The 16488-nt window shown below is 47.3% G+C and carries 11 protein-coding genes and 1 tRNA gene; 5 read left to right on the top strand and 7 right to left on the bottom strand.

Going from position 1 to position 16488, the window contains the following annotated elements:
* Positions 1-7 precede the first annotated feature (7 nt).
* The 3 genes from P2W70_RS01050 to P2W70_RS01040 all read right to left on the bottom strand — a co-directional run bounded on the left by P2W70_RS01050 (position 8) and on the right by P2W70_RS01040 (position 2955).
* Positions 8-745, bottom strand: a complete 738-nt coding sequence (locus P2W70_RS01050; protein ID WP_276479561.1) for a 3'-5' exonuclease — start codon at positions 743-745, stop codon at positions 8-10.
* 108 nt (positions 746-853) lie between these two features.
* Entirely contained in the window at positions 854-1963 is a 1110-nt protein-coding gene (locus P2W70_RS01045) for a mannose-1-phosphate guanylyltransferase (RefSeq protein ID WP_276479560.1), read from the bottom strand.
* Positions 1964-1974: 11 nt separating this feature from the next.
* Positions 1975-2955, bottom strand: a complete 981-nt coding sequence (locus tag P2W70_RS01040; protein ID WP_276479559.1) for a KpsF/GutQ family sugar-phosphate isomerase — start codon at positions 2953-2955, stop codon at positions 1975-1977.
* 469 nt (positions 2956-3424) lie between these two features.
* Here P2W70_RS01040 and recQ point away from each other — a divergent pair, with 469 nt between their 5' ends.
* Complete coding sequence (gene recQ / locus P2W70_RS01035) at positions 3425-5719, top strand: DNA helicase RecQ (RefSeq protein ID WP_276479558.1); 2295 nt, start codon at positions 3425-3427, stop codon at positions 5717-5719.
* 178 nt (positions 5720-5897) lie between these two features.
* Positions 5898-5970 (top strand) — tRNA-Phe (locus P2W70_RS01030).
* A gap of 246 nt (positions 5971-6216) precedes the next feature.
* On the opposite strand, the gene P2W70_RS01025 is transcribed toward P2W70_RS01030, so the two are convergent.
* Positions 6217-7416 (bottom strand): exo-beta-N-acetylmuramidase NamZ family protein, encoded by a 1200-nt coding sequence (locus P2W70_RS01025; protein ID WP_276479557.1) that lies wholly within the window; start codon positions 7414-7416, stop codon positions 6217-6219.
* A gap of 371 nt (positions 7417-7787) precedes the next feature.
* On the opposite strand from P2W70_RS01025, the gene P2W70_RS01020 reads away from it, so the two are divergent.
* On the top strand, positions 7788-9188 hold the full coding sequence (locus tag P2W70_RS01020; protein ID WP_276479556.1) for an aminopeptidase P family protein: 1401 nt from the start codon (positions 7788-7790) through the stop codon (positions 9186-9188).
* A 105-nt stretch (positions 9189-9293) separates the two neighbouring features.
* On the opposite strand, the gene P2W70_RS01015 is transcribed toward P2W70_RS01020, so the two are convergent.
* Both P2W70_RS01015 and P2W70_RS01010 read right to left on the bottom strand, forming a co-directional pair.
* Entirely contained in the window at positions 9294-10358 is a 1065-nt protein-coding gene (locus P2W70_RS01015) for an NADH:flavin oxidoreductase/NADH oxidase (RefSeq protein ID WP_276479555.1), read from the bottom strand.
* Between the two features lie 98 nt (positions 10359-10456).
* Entirely contained in the window at positions 10457-11254 is a 798-nt protein-coding gene (locus tag P2W70_RS01010; protein WP_276479554.1) for a hypothetical protein, read from the bottom strand.
* Between the two features lie 545 nt (positions 11255-11799).
* Between P2W70_RS01010 and P2W70_RS01005 the strand changes: the two genes are divergently transcribed.
* Together P2W70_RS01005 and P2W70_RS01000 are read left to right on the top strand one after the other, a co-directional pair.
* Complete coding sequence (locus tag P2W70_RS01005) at positions 11800-14307, top strand: hypothetical protein (RefSeq protein WP_276479553.1); 2508 nt, start codon at positions 11800-11802, stop codon at positions 14305-14307.
* A 192-nt stretch (positions 14308-14499) separates the two neighbouring features.
* Positions 14500-14694, top strand: a complete 195-nt coding sequence (locus P2W70_RS01000; RefSeq protein WP_276479552.1) for a YtxH domain-containing protein — start codon at positions 14500-14502, stop codon at positions 14692-14694.
* 198 nt (positions 14695-14892) lie between these two features.
* Here P2W70_RS01000 and P2W70_RS00995 read toward each other — a convergent pair whose 3' ends face one another.
* Positions 14893-16479 carry a T9SS type A sorting domain-containing protein gene (locus P2W70_RS00995; RefSeq protein ID WP_276479551.1) on the bottom strand — a complete coding sequence of 529 codons (1587 nt, stop codon included), beginning with the start codon at positions 16477-16479 and terminating at the stop codon, positions 14893-14895.
* Between the last annotated feature and the right edge of the window lie 9 nt (positions 16480-16488).

The following is a 16488-nucleotide window of genomic DNA, read 5'->3' as shown; positions in this document are numbered from 1 at the left end:
CAAGGTTTTATTGTGCGGAAACGGGTGGTTGTTTGATCTCGATGTTTTCGGGCAGGATGAGGCTTTCGCCATTGAAGCGGAGGTATACCTGTGCTACGGTGACCACATCTTTCTGGCAATAGTTGGCGATGCGGGCGAGGTTCTTCTCTTTCCAATACACCTCTCCTACCATACTTCCATCGATATCATCTTTGGGGGTGGGAATACCGAGTGTATGGGCCAATAAATTGAGTGAGGTAAAGTTTTTGAAGTCGCCAAACTTCCAGAGCTCCATGGTGTCGAGGTGCGCTATTTCCCAGGGCTTTTTGCCGGCGATGTTCAATACCGGTGGAATGGGCAGCGCGTTGATGATGAGGCGGCGGCAGAGGTAAGGAAAATCGAATTCCTTGCCGTTGTGGGCGCAGAGGAATTTCTGCTGGTCTACGGCCCATCGGCGAAGCATGTCGGTGAACTGTTGCAGCAGCTCTTTTTCATCCTCGCCATAGAATGACTTCAAGACTATCTTTTTATTGTCGCCATTGCCGTTGATGATGCCGACGCTGATGCATACGATCTTACCGAATTCGGCATAGATGGCTGCCCGGTTATACACCGATTCGGCGGTCTCCAGCTCCTTATTGCGCATAATGATATTGGCCTTGGTTTCCCAAAGCTGTTTCCAGTCATCCGGCACTTCGTTGAAGGAGGGATACTGAGAAACTGTTTCAATATCGAGGAAGAGAATATTATTGATGGCCGTCAGCATATAGTAATACGTTGCAAATATCGGGAAAAAGGTAAGTAACTTTTGGCAAGTTACCATTCCCAATTCTTCACATGGCTGTGCGGACGGCCTTTGAAGCTTGTATACAGGTTACAGGAACTTGTCGCCTTTGTTCCTTTTCACTTCTGCTACGTACTCTTTAATTTCCTGTTCTTTGTCTTTTTTGCAGATGAGGAGTACATCTTTGGTATCTACGACGATGAAATCTTCGAGGCCTTGTAACAGTACAAGACGGTCGCGCTGTGCGTGTACCATGTTGTTGTGGGCATCGAATACCATAACCTGGTCGCCTGCCACAGCATTGCCGAGATAATCCTTTTCCAGGTTTTCGTAGGCGCTGTTCCAGGTTCCGAGATCGCTCCATCCGAAGGAGGAGGGTATGAGGTATACGTTATCTGCTTTTTCCATGATACCCACATCGATGGAGATGTTGGTGCAAAGTGGATAGATATTGTTGAGGGCAGTAACTTCCTCGGTGGTGTTGAACTTCTCTTTTTCGGCAGCAAATACCTCGTACATCTCCGGCAAATGCTTTTCGAAGGCAGCGACGATATTCTTCACCTGCCATACGAAGATGCCGGCATTCCAGAGGAACTCGCCACTGGCGATAAAGGTCTTTGCCATTTCCAGCTTGGGCTTTTCGGTAAAGGTTTTCACCTTGTACACGTTGTCCGATACGGCGTGTTGCTCGTACTGGATATAGCCATAACCGGTATTGGGATACGTAGGCTTAATGCCCAGCGTAATGATCGCATTGTGTTTATTGACAAAACTGAGGGCCTCGAGGCTGACCTTGGTAAAACCAATGGGGTCCAGGATCAGGTGATCGGAAGGCGCTACAATGAGGGAAGCCAGCGGATCGAGCTGCTGCAATTTGAAGGAGATATAGGCGATACAGGGTGCCGTATTCTTACGGGAGGGTTCACCCAGGATGTTTTGCAGGGGCAGTTCGGGCAGTTGGTGTTTTACGATATTGATGTATTCGTTGGAAGTAACAACGTATATATTCTCTTTTGGAATAAAACCTGCAAAGCGTTCGTAGGTAGACTGGATAAGGGTTTTACCCGTATTGAGGATATCGAGGAACTGCTTGGGATAATTGGTCCGGCTCATCGGCCAGAAACGGCTACCGATCCCTCCGGCCATGATGGCTACATAATGGTGCTTATTCCCTACTGCAGGTAGTTGTGTTTTTGTCATAGTTTCAAAGTCTAAATAAGGCCTTCTCTTACGAGATCGTGCAAGTGAATAAATCCGAGATAAGTGGCTCCTGCGGTTACCACCAGTTGTGTAATATCGTATTGCCGTAACATGTCGAGGGCTTCCACCGCCAATGCCTCTGCACTGATTGCTTTGGGATTCCTGGTCATTATATCGGCTGCTTTTACTTCATCCAACTGGAGGGTAATGCTTTTTTCCAGCATACGGCGTAGGTCGCCGTCCGTAATAACGCCCAATAAATGATCGTTCGTATCTACAACAGCAGTAGCACCCAATCTTTTTTTTGAGATCTCTACGATCACTTGCTTGAGAGAGGCTGTCGACAATACTTTGGGGCATTCATTGTTTACATACAGATCGGAGACATGCAGGTAAAGCTTCTTACCCAATGTGCCGCCTGGATGGAAGCGGGCAAAGTCATCGGTGCCGAAGCCTTTCATCTCCATAAGTACCACAGCCAGAGCATCTCCCATGACGAGTTGTGCGGTTGTGCTGGAAGTGGGGGCGAGATTATTGGGGCAGGCTTCCTGCGACACGGTGGTGTTGAGTATGATATCTGCCTGGCGTGCCAGGTAGGCCTCTATATTACCCACCATGGCGATGAGTGTATTGCCGAAGTTGCGCACCAGGGGTACGAGTACTTTTATTTCGGGGCTTTCGCCGCTTTTGCTGATGATCAACACGACGTCTTCCTGCTGGATCATCCCCAGGTCGCCGTGGATGGCATCGGCCGCGTGCAGGAAGATAGCGGGTGTACCGGTCGAGTTGAGGGTGGCAACAATCTTTTGAGCGATGATGGCGCTTTTGCCAATGCCGCTGATCACGAGCCGTCCTTTGGATTCATAAATAGACCGTACGGCCTTTTCAAAATCGTCGTTGATCATTGGCTTGAGGGAGGCTACAGCCTCTGCTTCCCGAGCGATCGTTCGTGTTGCAACTGATTTAATATCAAGGGTAGACACTGAAGACATAATAATTAAATGACAAACCTACTTGAAAATTGTTGGCCGGCAAAACGGTTACCAGCCTGCTAACCGGCTACAGACGGTATAAGGGTATTCACTCAGGGCAGGGGGTTAAGTATTACTTCGTTACCAGCACTAAATTTCTGCAATTTATATGATTTACAAGGGAATAGGCGTAAAAAAACAAGACTTATCGATTATATCATATTTGTTAAAGCGTACGTTATTGATTGACGATCGGCCAAAATGAGTTAAATTCGCCACCCTTTAGAACAACCCGGTCCCTGTTGATTTTTTGGGACGAATCTAACCAACGCTAACTACCGATCCGACGACCTGGCCATTCATGAGACGCTACTATACTGCCCCGTCCAAAGCGGGTGTATTTGCTATATCCTTAAGGCACCATTAACATTAAAACCTTACATCTTATGCATATTTACGTCACTTATAGTGTGAAGGAAATCATATGAGCATGGGAACAACAACCAAGAAAACGGCAACGAAAGCTGAAAAAGCTACGAAAAGCGGCGCTGTTAAAAAAAACGGGACTGCTAAGTCCACCGGAACCATTTCTAGTTCTTACCTGACAGAAGCCTTACAGGAACACTTCGGCTTCAATGCCTTTAAGGGAAACCAGGAAGCCATTATCAAAAATTTATTAAGCGGTAAAGATACATTTGTCATCAAGCCTACCGGCGGTGGCAAGAGCCTCTGTTATCAATTGCCAGCCATGATCAGCGAAGGTGTTGCGATTATCGTAAGCCCCCTGATCGCGCTGATGAAAAACCAGGTAGACCTGGTACGCAGCTACAGCAGCAAAGATGATGTGGCGCATTTTCTCAACTCGACCTTAAGCAAAAAAGAGATCCGTGAAGTGCAGGATGACCTCACCAGCGGACGTACGAAGATGCTGTATGTTGCTCCTGAAACATTGACGAAACAAGAGAACCTGGAATTCTTTTCTGAACTGAAGATCTCTTTTTTCGCTGTTGATGAGGCGCATTGTATTTCGGAGTGGGGCCATGATTTTCGTCCTGAGTACCGCCGTTTGCGCGAGATGATGACGCAGATCAACCCTGATATTCCTGTGATCGCGCTGACTGCCACCGCCACACCCAAGGTGCAGAGCGATATCATCCACAATCTCGACCTGCGCGATCCAGCCATCTATATTTCTTCTTTCAACCGCCCCAACCTCAATTACGAGGTGCTTCCCAAGATCAAAAAAGACCAAACGAACAAGAGCATTGTGCGTTTTATCGTTTCGATGAAGGGTAGAAGCGGTATTATCTATACGCTGAACCGGAAAACGACGGAAGAGCTGGCAGATATGCTGGTGGCCAATGGTATCAAGGCAGTCGCCTACCATGCTGGTCTCGACAGCAAGCTGCGCGCCGAACGTCAGGATCTTTTTCTGACAGAAGAGGTGCAGGTGATCGTAGCCACGATCGCTTTTGGGATGGGTATCGACAAACCGGACATCCGGTTTGTGATCCACTACAATATTCCCAAGAGCATCGAAAACTATTACCAGGAAACCGGCCGTGCCGGCCGGGACGGGCTGGAAGGAAAATGTATTCTGTATTATTCCCATAAGGATGTGGCCAAACTAGAGCACCTGATGCGTGACAAACCGCTTAGTGAGCGCGAGGTTGGTGCACAGCTGATCAACGAAACCGTGGCTTATGCCGAAAGCGGCGTATGTCGTCGTAAGGTGTTGATGAGCTATTTTGGAGAGGAGTACACCGAAAAGAATTGCGGAGAGTGCGATAACTGTTTACATCCGAAAGAAGAAGTAGAGGCAAAAGACAATGCCGTGAAGGTGTTGAAAGCCGTGAAAGCCCTGGACGAGCGTTTTGCGACCGATTATATTGTCAATATTATCATTGGGCGGCTTACCCCGAATATCAGCATGTTCCGTCATGAGGGTATTGCAGAATTCGGTATTGGTAAAAACGAACCTGACCATTATTGGAGCACCCTGATCCGCCAGCTATTGCTGGGCGGTTTGCTGAGCAAGGAAATCGAAGACTATGGTGTGCTGAAGATCACCAAGGCTGGTGAAGCCTTTGCCAAGAAGCCCAAATCTTTCAAGATCGTTCTCAACAATTTATACGAAGAGGCGAATGCCGACGATGATGAAGGTGCAGAAAACCCGACGGGTACGGCTGCTACCGATGAGAAACTGTTTGAAATGCTGAAAGAGCTGCGGCAGAAAGAAGCTAAAAAGAAGGCATTGCCTCCTTTTGTGATCTTCCTGGAAACTTCGCTGCAGGATATGGCAACCTTGTACCCTACTAACCTGCAGGAGCTGGAAAAATGCTCGGGCGTGAGTAAGGGCAAAGCCATCCGCTATGGCAAACCGTTTATTGAAATGGTTTCCAAGTATGTTGCCGATAACAATATCGAGCGCCCGGATGATTTTGTGATGAAGAGCGTGGTGAATAAAAGTGGTAATAAGGTATATATCATTCAGCAAACCGATAAGAAGATACCGCTGGAGACCATTGCCCGCAACAAGAGCTGGCGAATGGATGAAATGCTGGAGGAGATGGAAACCATTGCCGCGAGTGGTACAAAACTGAACCTGGATTATGCCATCGACGAAATGCTGGATGACCATGAGCAGGACGAGATACTGGAATATTTCAAGGGTTGTGAGACTTCGTCGCTGCAGGTGGCAGCTGAAGAATTGAGTGATGGCAACTATACCTGGGAGCAGTTGAAGATCATGCGTATCAAATTCCTGGCGCAGTACGGTATGTAGTGAGCCGTGGGTCTTTGATTTTGAAGAATTTATTGTCAGAAACCGGCTCTGGGCCCCGGGGCAAGAAATAAAATAAAGAAAAGTGGCAATTAATTTTTTGATTTACATAGAATTGCTATTTTTGCAACCCCAATCGAGACGATGCCTTCGGGACATTAAATCTTGAAAGGAGTTAGGAGGTGCGGTAGCTCAGTCGGTAGAGCAAAGGACTGAAAATCCTTGTGTCGGCGGTTCGATCCCGTCTCGCACCACGAAAAAGGTCTCTGATATGATCAGAGACTTTTTTTATGTCCCCAATAAAGCGACCACTACTTTCGTAGCGGTCGCTTTTTCGTTTATTACGGGATGCAGGGAGATCGGTACTTAGGTTGTTGCCAGGGGGCAGGTTGAAAACCAGGCGCATTTGAAACTCAAGAGCTGTTTGGACCCCGTTAAAAAATGAGTGCATTTTATCGCTGGGTGCAAGTTTATTCCCGGGCGAATTGAAGTGCAATCAATCAGGGATACAGCAAGTACTTTTTCCGCATCACCTTGTATTGACTCAATCCAGGTTCCCAACTGGCCCGAATCTCTTCTTCTGATTTACCATCGATGATCTGCTGACGGAAAAGACCGGAACCGATCTGTATTTCAATCCTGTTCATCTCCTTGCTGAGTTTGGTATCAAAAAACTTTTCCTTGTGCGGATGCGCTTTATACAGCTCCATGATCCATTGCAGGTTGATCTTTTTGCTTTTGCGCAGAAGGTTTACATCATAATTGCGGAGATCAATTCCATAGCATACCTGGTCCATGAACAATGGCGTTGCAGACATTCCCTTTATGCTGGTAGGTGTATAAGAGAATTCATAAACTCCTTTGAGTTCCGGGCTACCAAAAACGGTGAAGGGAAAATAAGTCCCTCTGCCGTGATTGAGATAAGTGGCTTCAAACATGCAGACTGAAGGATACAGCATGATCGATTGCTGCGTGTTCAGGTTGGGAGAGGGCTTTACCGGCAGCACATACTCCATATCGTGGTTATAATTGGCCACCGGGATTACCTTGATCTTGCATTTTGCTTTGTCAGTCAACCAACCTTCGCCGTTGGCCATCCGGGCAAACTCACCCACTGTCAACCCGTGTGACATCGGGATGGGAAACATGCCAATGCCTGATTTATACTTCATATCCAGTACCGGGCCATCTACGAGGTATCCATTGGGATTGGGTCGGTCGAGGATCAGCATTTCTTTACCGCTTTCATAACAAGCGTTCATCAATCGAACCAGTGCATTGATGTTCGTATAGAACCGGCAACCAACATCCTGCAGATCATAGATTAGGATATCCACATCGGCCAGGTCTTGTTTGCTGGGTTTGTTCTTGGGGCCGTATAAAGAAATAATCGGGATGCCGGTAGCCGCATCTGTTTCATCTTTTACTTCCACACCAGCGCCGGCATTACCCCTAAAGCCATGCTCAGGGCCAAATACCTTTACGATCTTTATGCCCAATGATTGGAGGCTGTCGACCAGGTGTTTCTTGCCAATGACGGTTGTTAAGTTGGCCATGATCGCCACCCTCTTGCCTTTCAGATAGGGCAGGTATTTATTCACCTGTTCTGCCCCGGTAAGAATGGGTTTCTTTTTGGCAAACTGGCTTTGCGAGGAAGTAACAGAAAAGACTAAAATACTAATGATGAGTAAGAGGCGCATACTGATTCGTTTTGGAAAAATAGCTGTCAGGTGTGTCTTGCCTACCTGAACATTCAATCAGTAAGGTACTTACTTAATTTTGTTAATATACCAGCAGAAAAACGCAATGTGATTTTATCGGTTTTATTTCTTCTGTGCCTGTCGGAATCTACCAGTTCAGATCAGATCGGCTAATGAGGATTGATAAGAATGCGCATATTTCCGCATAGTCAGCCAGGCGTTGATGTGATTGCCAGTTCATGAATGACGTCTGTTTACTGCTGGGCCGGCACCGCTAAGTCTTTTCAAATCCTCTATTTCCGGATAATTTGTATTAATGCCGGGTTAATCCCGGTATCGTTTCAATTGGTGATTTATCGATAAATTGCCGCATGCATTTCAAACTATTCGAACAATCGGTATATAGCAGCCGGCGCCAGGCGCTGATGCAGCAGGTAGGTACAGGTCTTATTGTGTTGATGGGCAATGACGAGACGGGCATGAACTACAAAGACAACTGGTATCCATTCAGACAGGATAGCAGCTTTCTGTATTATTTTGGACTGGATGTGGCCGGACTGGCCGCCGTGCTTGACCCTGAGAGTGGCGATGTCGTGATCTTCGGCAATGAGCTGAGCATCGACGATATTGTTTGGACGGGGCCTTTACCCTCCATTAAAGAAATGGCCGCCGCAGTAGGTGTGCAGCAAACTGCTCCTTATAACGATATGGCCGTATGGGTGCGGAAAGCTCATGGGCTGGGTCGTACCATTCACATTCTCCCACCCTATCGCGCTGAAAATAAGATCAGATTAGGTGAGTGGCTTCAAATTCCGGTACAAGATGTAGACCGGCAGGTATCGCTTAAGCTGGTGAAATCAGTGATCCGTCAGCGAATTATCAAAGAGGATATCGAAGTAGCGGAAATCGAGAAAGCAGTATCTATCAGTGCAGACATGCACCTCGCAGGCATTCAATATGCCCGACCTGGTATGAAGGAGTACGAAGTGGCAGCCAAGGTTCAGGAAATCGCCTATGCCGCTGGAGGATGTCTTTCTTATCCGATCATCTGTACGGTAAATGGTGAAACGCTTCACAACCATTACTATGGCAACACTATTCAGGAAGGCCAGATGCTGTTGTTGGACGCCGGGGCGGAGAACGAGTTGCACTATGCCGGTGATCTGACCAGAACCTTCCCGGTCGGGCGCCAATTTACCACGGAACAAAGAGAAGTATATAACACGGTGATCAACTCGTTGGACTATGCCGTTGGTTTATTAAAGCCCGGCGTCCGTTTCCGGGACGTTCATGCAGGGGCCTGTGAAAAGCTGGTAGAAGGCCTTACGGCCATGGGAATCATGAAAGGCAATGCTGCAGAAGCGGTAGCTGCCGGCGCACATACTTTATTCTTTCAGTGTGGACTTGGCCATATGATGGGGATGGATGTGCATGATATGGAAGACCTGGGTGAACAGTATGTTGGTTATTCGGACGATCTCCAAAAAAGTAAGGAGTTTGGCTGGAAATCTTTACGCCTTGGCCGGGCTGTGGAGCCAGGTTATGTGTTGACCGTGGAGCCAGGCGTGTATGTGATCCCTACATTAATTGACCAATGGGCAGCAGAAAAGAAACACACCCATTTTATAAACTACAAAGCGCTTGAGTCTTTCCGAAACTTCAGTGGTATTCGTGTGGAAGATAATTTCCTGGTGACTGCTGATGGTTGTCATAAACTGGGCAAAGATCTGCCAAAGACAGCAGATGAGATCGAAGCTTTGCGGGGATACTAAGTAAGCAAATGATCTTCTTTAGATACCTGTTTTTGTCAGGTTTAAAAAGGGAAAGGGTGTGTCAATGTCGCACACCTTTTCCTTTTTAAGTTCTGTCTATCATTGTTATTCTTTAGCGCGCAGGTACTGCGACGGCCAGGCGATCTCGGCGCCAAGTTCCTTCGCTGCGTGTAATGGAAAATAAGGATCACGCAACGACTGACGAGCCAGCAGTATCATATCTGCCTGACCATTGGCAAGGATTTCTTCTGCCTGTTGTGCGTTCGTAATGATACCCACCGCTCCAGTCAGTATTCCCGCTTCTTTTTTTACTTGTTCTGCGAACCTGACCTGGTAGCCCGGTCCCACCGGAATGGTAGCACCTGGAACAGCTCCACCCGATGAGCAATCGATCAGGTCGACGCCTTTCGTCTTCAATATACGGGCAAGTCGCACGGCATCTTGTTCATTCCAACCACCCGGCACCCAATCTGTAGTAGACACGCGAACGAACAAGGGAAGCTCTGCCGGCCACTCGGTTTGTACTGCCTCCATTACTTCCAGCAGAAAACGGACCCGGTTTTCAAAACTTCCGCCATACTCATCGGTACGCTGGTTGATCAAGGGAGACAGGAACTGGTGGATCAAATATCCATGGGCTGCGTGAATTTCCAGGGTCTGGTATCCGGCTTTTAAGGCACTTGCTGCGGCAATCCTGAAATCGACGATCACTTTTTCGATACCGGCGCTGTCTAGTGCAAGTGGAGTCTCGTCTGCCGGACGGAATGGAATGGCTGAAGGAGCCACCGTTTGCCAGCCTCCATCGGCGACTGGTATTTGCTTTCCCCCCTTCCAGGGGCTTTGTGTACTGGCTTTACGGCCTGCATGGGCCAATTGAATACCTGGTACACATCCTTGTTCCTTTATGAAGCTTGTAATGGTTTTTAGCTTCGGAAGATGTTCGGGCCTCCAGATACCTAGATCATCGGGACTGATACGGCCTTCGGGCGAAACGGCAGTAGCCTCTTGAATGATAAGGCCCGCTCCTCCCACAGCGCGGCTGCCAAGGTGCACCAGGTGCCAATCGGTTGCAAAACCATCGACACAGGAATACTGGCACATCGGAGATACAACAATGCGGTTGCGGAAAGTGATGTTTTTTATCGTAAGTGGTGTAAATAAGATCGGCATATTGGTACGTATATATGCCAAAGGTATCGATCCCTAACAAAACCAAAAAAACCTCCTCCCAAAGCGGGAAGAGGCTCCTATTGGTATATGGTACTGTTTTATTGGTATTCGTATTTCACCGTTGCCTGGCCGTCGGTAGAAGTAAGTGGATAGCCACTTGCATCGTAGGTGTAAGTATTGGTGAATCCGTATTGGCCCATACCAGGCGTTACGTAAGCAGCTGTTTTCAGATCATTTTTAGAACTGATCATTAATGAAAAGCCAGCTTCATCGAGCACATACTTGGTTAACTGGGGGAAGGGAGATTTCTTGTCGCCGAAAGTGAATGTGGCATTATAGGCATAGTCGCTTCCTGCTGTGGTCTCCACCTTGGTCAGGTTGCCATTTGTATAGGTCAGTGCAAGGTTTAAGGTGAGGTTTTCTTCCGCGTCTTCGCCTTTAATCAAACGTACGATCTTTGTAACCTGGCCATTGACAACCGTAAAGGTTAGTTCGCTATCCATGTCCAGATCTCCCACCGTTGTACCGTTCATTTCCCACGATTTCATGGTTCCGCTAACAGGAATATTGTTGGCGTAGGTGTACGTGAACACTGTCTTACTATCCTCATCGGTGATCTCGATTTTTGTAAGATTGCCGGCAGCGTCATAGGTGAAAGCCGTCTTATCTTTCCCGTCGGCGCTGGCATACGAGGTGAGTCTTTTGTTGTTGTCGTAGTTAAAGTTGAAAACCGTTGTAACGCCGTTTTCTGTCTCCGTCGTCTTTTTCAGCAGCTTGGTAGTACCAGGATTACCACCGCCACCGCCAGGGTTATCATTGCCGTTGTCTTTGTCTTTTTTACAGGAAGTAAATACGAGTGTTGCGAGCAAACTTGTAAGTAAGAATACTTTTTTCATGACTTGTTTTTTGTTTTAAATGGTTATACTTTTTATTGCCAGTAGTGAACCGGAGAGCAATATTAGCAGCGATACCTGGGCGGAAGAATAGCATAGGGAATCAGTTGCACAAAATGATTACCCAATTGTCAAAATGATTGCTTTGGGTGATGGCTTACCCGACTTATACACATGGTTGGGATTGTTAAAGGGGATTAACAGGTCGGGGTATCATATGGCCGTAAGGAGAAATGTTTCATCGAGAAATTGCGATCTGTCATAAATTATAGAATGGCTGGTTTTTTAACACGAAATCGCTTTGCATGCTGGGTACCCGGTATTATCTTGTCATCGCGAGCCTCGTTGGGGAATTGTGGTGAAGAGGCAAATGGATATTCGGCGGGAAAAAAATATGGCCCGTTTTTCCATTAACATCTCTTTTTGCTAATATTTTGTAAACGTTCCCAACTTTCATAAACCACTAACAGCTTTCATCGTCTAACGACTGTAACTTGATCTTAATAAAAAACCCAACGGGGAATTTTCAAACGAAAACTGCCTCTTTTATGAAATCCTTTTTTACTTATTTATGCGTGCTGGGCGGGGTTATTCTGTCTGGCTTTTCTGTGCAAGCCCAGGACGCATGGCCCAAAACCTTTACTACGCCTGAGGGCTCTGTAATAAAAATGTATCAATGGCAGCCAGAGTCTTATTCCGGTAACAGCCTTCAGGCCAAAGCAGCCATCTCGGTGCTCGAAAGTGGAAAAACTGATCCGGTGTTTGGAATGACCTGGATCAAAGCAACGACCAGCAACAATGGAGCCCGGGTTACTGTAACGGGTGGTGAGATTCAAAACATCAAGTTACCGGGAGAGATCGCCGAAGCACGGCTCGAAAGTTATTCAGATGTTTTAGAACAGCAGATCAACCGGGGTACGTTCAGCTTTGCCCAAAATGACCTGCAATCGTCCCTCGACCTCAATAAGCAGGAAACACAGTTATCGCAGCAGATCAGTAACAATCCCCCCAAGGTATTATACAGCAATAGTCCATCGATCCTTGTATTGATCGACGGTACTCCTCAGTTGCAACGTAATAACGAGTGGGGTTTGGACGCAGTTGTCAACACACCCTTTACTATCGTAAAAAATAGTGATGGTCGATTTTATCTCTATGGAGGTAAACACTGGTATTCGGCCACGTCGGCCACGGGTCCTTACGCGATGACCACACAGGTAAATCAGACCCTGCAGAAGATCGCTCAGCAGGTGAATGATGCAGGCAAGGACGATAATACAGAAAAAGAGACGGATGAGAATACGATGTATAAGATCATTGTGAGTACTGAGCCTGCAGAACTGATCCAATCTAATGGTGAAGCGAATTTCGCACCGGTAACCAGTACAGACCTTTTGTATGTTTCCAATTCTGATGATGACATCTTCATGGATGTTCTGTCACAACAATACTATGTTTTGATCTCCGGTCGTTGGTTTAAATCAAAGACCTTGAGTGGACAATGGCAGTTTGTAGGGTCGGATAAATTACCGGCAGACTTTGCCCGTATTGCTGAAGGATCGCCCAAAGACAATGTATTGGCGAGTGTTGCAGGGACTTCGGCTGCACAGGATGCTATTCAGGATGCTGAAATTCCACAAACTGCAAAGGTAGATCGGCAGCAAGCGAAGGCTGATGTAATGTACGACGGAGAACCGCAGTTTAATGATATTGTCGGAACGGAAATGGAATATGCGGTCAATACGTCGGCTTCAGTCATTCGATGGAGAGGTCGCTACTATTCTGTAGACAATGGTATCTGGTTCGAGTCGTATAGTGCAATGGGTCCGTGGTCTGTAGCCGTTGTTCGTCCTTCCGTTGTTTCTCTGATCCCTCCCCGCTACCCGGTGTATCATATGAAATATGTTTACATCTATGATGTTACACCCGACTATGTATGGATGGGATATACACCTGGTTATCTCAACAACTATATCTGTGGTTCTACGATCGTGTATGGTACAGGTTATTACTACAGGCCCTGGGTGGGTCACTATTATTTCCCCCGCCCTTACACCTGGGGTTTCAATATCCGGTACAACCCCTGGTTTGGTTGGGGCTTCGGCTTCAACTACAACAATGGCTGGTTTCATAGCAGTATAGGCTATGGCAACCCATGGGGTTATGGATACGGAGGGTGGTGGGGTCCCCGGGTATATCGTCCTTCGTATTGTTATTCACCCTATAGAAACTATGGCGGCTATTATACGGGCGGTTTCTATGGCAACGGGTACAGAAGCAGACCCAACGTGAATATTGTACGCATCAACAGAACCAATAACGTGTACAACTATTACGGTGGTCGTGGCGTGGTAAGTCGTGACAACCAGCGCGTCAATCCTGGCAGGGGTCGTGACTTCAACGGACGGGGTTATGCCAACAGGAACTATAATAATGGCATCGGTAGTCGCAATGGCGGTCCTGGTGGCCGATATGATAATAACAATGGTAATCGCCCTAATGATGGTGGCCGTATCAGCAGGCCGACTCCGGGAGATCGTAGCTCCTCCATTTCGCGTGACAACAATCGCTTTGGTAACAATGGAGGACGTGACTATGGTAATCAGCGACCTAACCGTGACTGGAGAGCGGGTGAAGGCAATGGAGCCAGCACAACGCCTAATAGTGGAATACCCAGTCCAAGAGAAAGAGTATACCGGGACAACAACAGCAACAGGGGAGAAAGCAGGCCAGCAAGTCCATCCACCGGTAAAAGGGAACCAAGGACTTATCAGCCGCCTGCCCGTTCCGATAATAGTGAACGCCAATGGCCTACAAGGCCGAATAGTGGTGGCAGCAGCGGCGGCGGCGTAGAACGCAGTTATCCTGGAGGACGCGCTCAACAGGCCCCCTCTCAATCATCGCGCCAACGTGAAGCGCCATCTGCACCTACGCAACGATCTTATGACCGTCCACAAAGCAGTGGTGGCCACCAGGGTGGTGGTAACCCCGGTGGAGCTGGCAGACCTAGCCGTGGTGAAGGTGGAGGCACGGAGCGACCCGGACGAAGAGGATAGTGTAACTTTTCTTACTCACTATAGCAACAGCCCCCGCCTGACAGGTGGGGGCTGTTGATTTTTACAACTTTTTGGATAACAGGCTGTCTTAACATTTCTTCAACCTTTAGCCGTTAACTGATGAATTGGTTTGGCACAGTGTTGGTAAAAGATAGATGTAGGTACCTTATTAATCACGATAAACTATATATCATGAAAGCAAAGCAGATTCTTGTAGGCATGATTGCAGCAGCAGCTGTTGGTGCATTGGTGGGCACATTATTTGCACCCGACAAAGGAACAGATACCAGGAAAAAGATCAGAGATACGGCAGACGACCTGATGAATAAAATGCGGAAAGGGCTACTGCGTAAGAATAGCTCAACCGGAGCCATGGAAGTTGGTTAATATAATGGGGTACAATAACTCAATATATATCGGTTCTTTCATTATCGTTTAGAGACTGTCTTATAAGTCAAGTTTGATACCGGAATAGTATTTCGGCGAGCGCAAGCGAAGCTGCCTGGCATGGCCAGGCTTTCATTGTGATAGACTTTTAAGACAGTTTCTTTTTTTTTATGCAGGCTAGTGGGTTGCTACCTGTGCTTAGTAGTAGCCGCGTACCAATAGTTTTTTCGATTCAACGATCCTTCCTGTTGGTGACAGGAAGCTTACCACATAGGTTCCTGGTATCGGTAAATAGAATTCTATAATATTCCTGTCGCGCACCAATTCTTCTTTGATCTTTCGGCCAACGGCATCCCATATAACAATGGTTTTAATAGAGGATGCTATTCCAATACCCACGAAGAATCGACCAGTGCTGGGGTTGGGCCATAGCAATAGTTGGTTATCCGGCGTTCTGCCAACAGCTACTATATTCGAATAAGTTAGGCGCCCACTGAAATCGACCAGCATCAGGCGATAATAGGTGATCCCCGTATAGCTGTTGGGATCCATCATATCATAATTGAGAAAGTCCTGGCTGTTGCCGTTGAGCGCCTTGGAGACAACAGTATCTATATTGCTGAAATCAGTTTGATTGCTATACCTGCGCTGAACTACAAAGTAATTGTTATTGACTTCTGGTTTGGTTGTCCAATATACTTTGACATTGTGGTAGTCGGTGCGAATGGCGCTGAGCCATACCTGGGTCAGGTTTATGCCGCGATCACCTTTGTAGACAAACTTGGTGTAATAGGCAGCGTTGGGCATTCCATTGTTGAATGGTCTGAAATTAAGTCCGCTGTTGTTCAGGATACTTCCCGAAGTCAGGATCCCAGGCACAGGTGCCATCATAGGGGCTGCTGTATCCCAAATTCCGTTCTGGTATTGCGATATATAAGTCAGCTGTCTGCCGGCCCTGAAGTTGGTGCCTTCCTGGTCCAGCAAATGTTGCAGGTATACTTCTGCGGCACCTTGATTGGGTTGCCGGAGCTTTCCTATCTCCCAAGTCTTGTTGACTGATTCTTCTCTCAAATTAGTTCCCGTGATGGCATGTGATTTTACACTATCAAACACGGAAGCATAAAAATCATCTCCCTGATCGGAAAGGCTTCGAATGGCGGCTGGCGTGTACTGGTGCAGACGACTGCCAATAGGGAACATGACGAGATTGTTGGCTGCCCGAATATTCTCCCGGATGAGCAAGCCTGCTCCCGGAGCATTTCCGGTTACAATGTAGCGGGAAGAATCAAAACCTGTGATTTGTCCGGGATTTCCGTTGCCCACCACCAATATGTTGTTATTGAGGAAAATATGGCCGGTAGATAACCTTAGTTCATTACGGATCTTGGTGGTAGAGCCGAGCAGATGAACGCCATTGTTATTTAATAGTTGCAAATTAGCAAAGCCGGGGCCTGTACGGCTGGCGGCATTATACCCACCAACAATATACTGACGGGTGGTATCTGTTGCGAGAAACCTGATCATTCCACCCACTCCGGAAGTGCCTTCTCCCCCCTCGCTTTCATCTGTCAACAACGCCTGGGTTTCATTTTCCCAAACCCTTCCTTTAAAGTTTACTATTGCGTTGCGACCAACCCCCAGCTTGCCTCCATTGGTGATGTTGGAAAAGATCGTGGCGGTATCACCCACGAAGAATATTTTTCCCTGGTTGGGGATATATAACCCCTGTTGGGCAAGCACATGCGAAGCACATGAAAGTAGCAGGAATAAGACTCCATATTTCATGCAGTTCGG

Source organism: Paraflavitalea pollutisoli, from assembly GCF_029360705.1.
In the GTDB taxonomy this organism is placed as follows: Bacteria; Bacteroidota; Bacteroidia; order Chitinophagales; family Chitinophagaceae; genus Paraflavitalea; species Paraflavitalea pollutisoli.
The sequence above is the reverse complement of the archived record's forward strand: the minus strand, read 5'-3'. Positions and strand labels throughout refer to the sequence as shown.

Bases quoted from the DNA above. Each gene is read 5' to 3' on its own strand.
- P2W70_RS01000 (WP_276479552.1), top strand. From the start codon at position 14,500: ATGAAAGCAAAGCAGATTCTTGTAGGCATGATTGCAGCAGCAGCTGTT.
- P2W70_RS01050 (WP_276479561.1), bottom strand. From the start codon at position 745: ATGCTGACGGCCATCAATAATATTCTCTTCCTCGATATTGAAACAGTT.
- P2W70_RS01010 (WP_276479554.1), bottom strand. From the start codon at position 11,254: ATGAAAAAAGTATTCTTACTTACAAGTTTGCTCGCAACACTCGTATTT.
- P2W70_RS01020 (WP_276479556.1), top strand. From the start codon at position 7,788: ATGCATTTCAAACTATTCGAACAATCGGTATATAGCAGCCGGCGCCAG.
- P2W70_RS01025 (WP_276479557.1), bottom strand. From the start codon at position 7,416: ATGCGCCTCTTACTCATCATTAGTATTTTAGTCTTTTCTGTTACTTCC.
- P2W70_RS01015 (WP_276479555.1), bottom strand. From the start codon at position 10,358: ATGCCGATCTTATTTACACCACTTACGATAAAAAACATCACTTTCCGC.
- recQ (WP_276479558.1), top strand. From the start codon at position 3,425: ATGGGAACAACAACCAAGAAAACGGCAACGAAAGCTGAAAAAGCTACG.
- P2W70_RS01005 (WP_276479553.1), top strand. From the start codon at position 11,800: ATGAAATCCTTTTTTACTTATTTATGCGTGCTGGGCGGGGTTATTCTG.
- P2W70_RS01040 (WP_276479559.1), bottom strand. From the start codon at position 2,955: ATGTCTTCAGTGTCTACCCTTGATATTAAATCAGTTGCAACACGAACG.
- P2W70_RS00995 (WP_276479551.1), bottom strand. From the start codon at position 16,479: ATGAAATATGGAGTCTTATTCCTGCTACTTTCATGTGCTTCGCATGTG.
- P2W70_RS01045 (WP_276479560.1), bottom strand. From the start codon at position 1,963: ATGACAAAAACACAACTACCTGCAGTAGGGAATAAGCACCATTATGTA.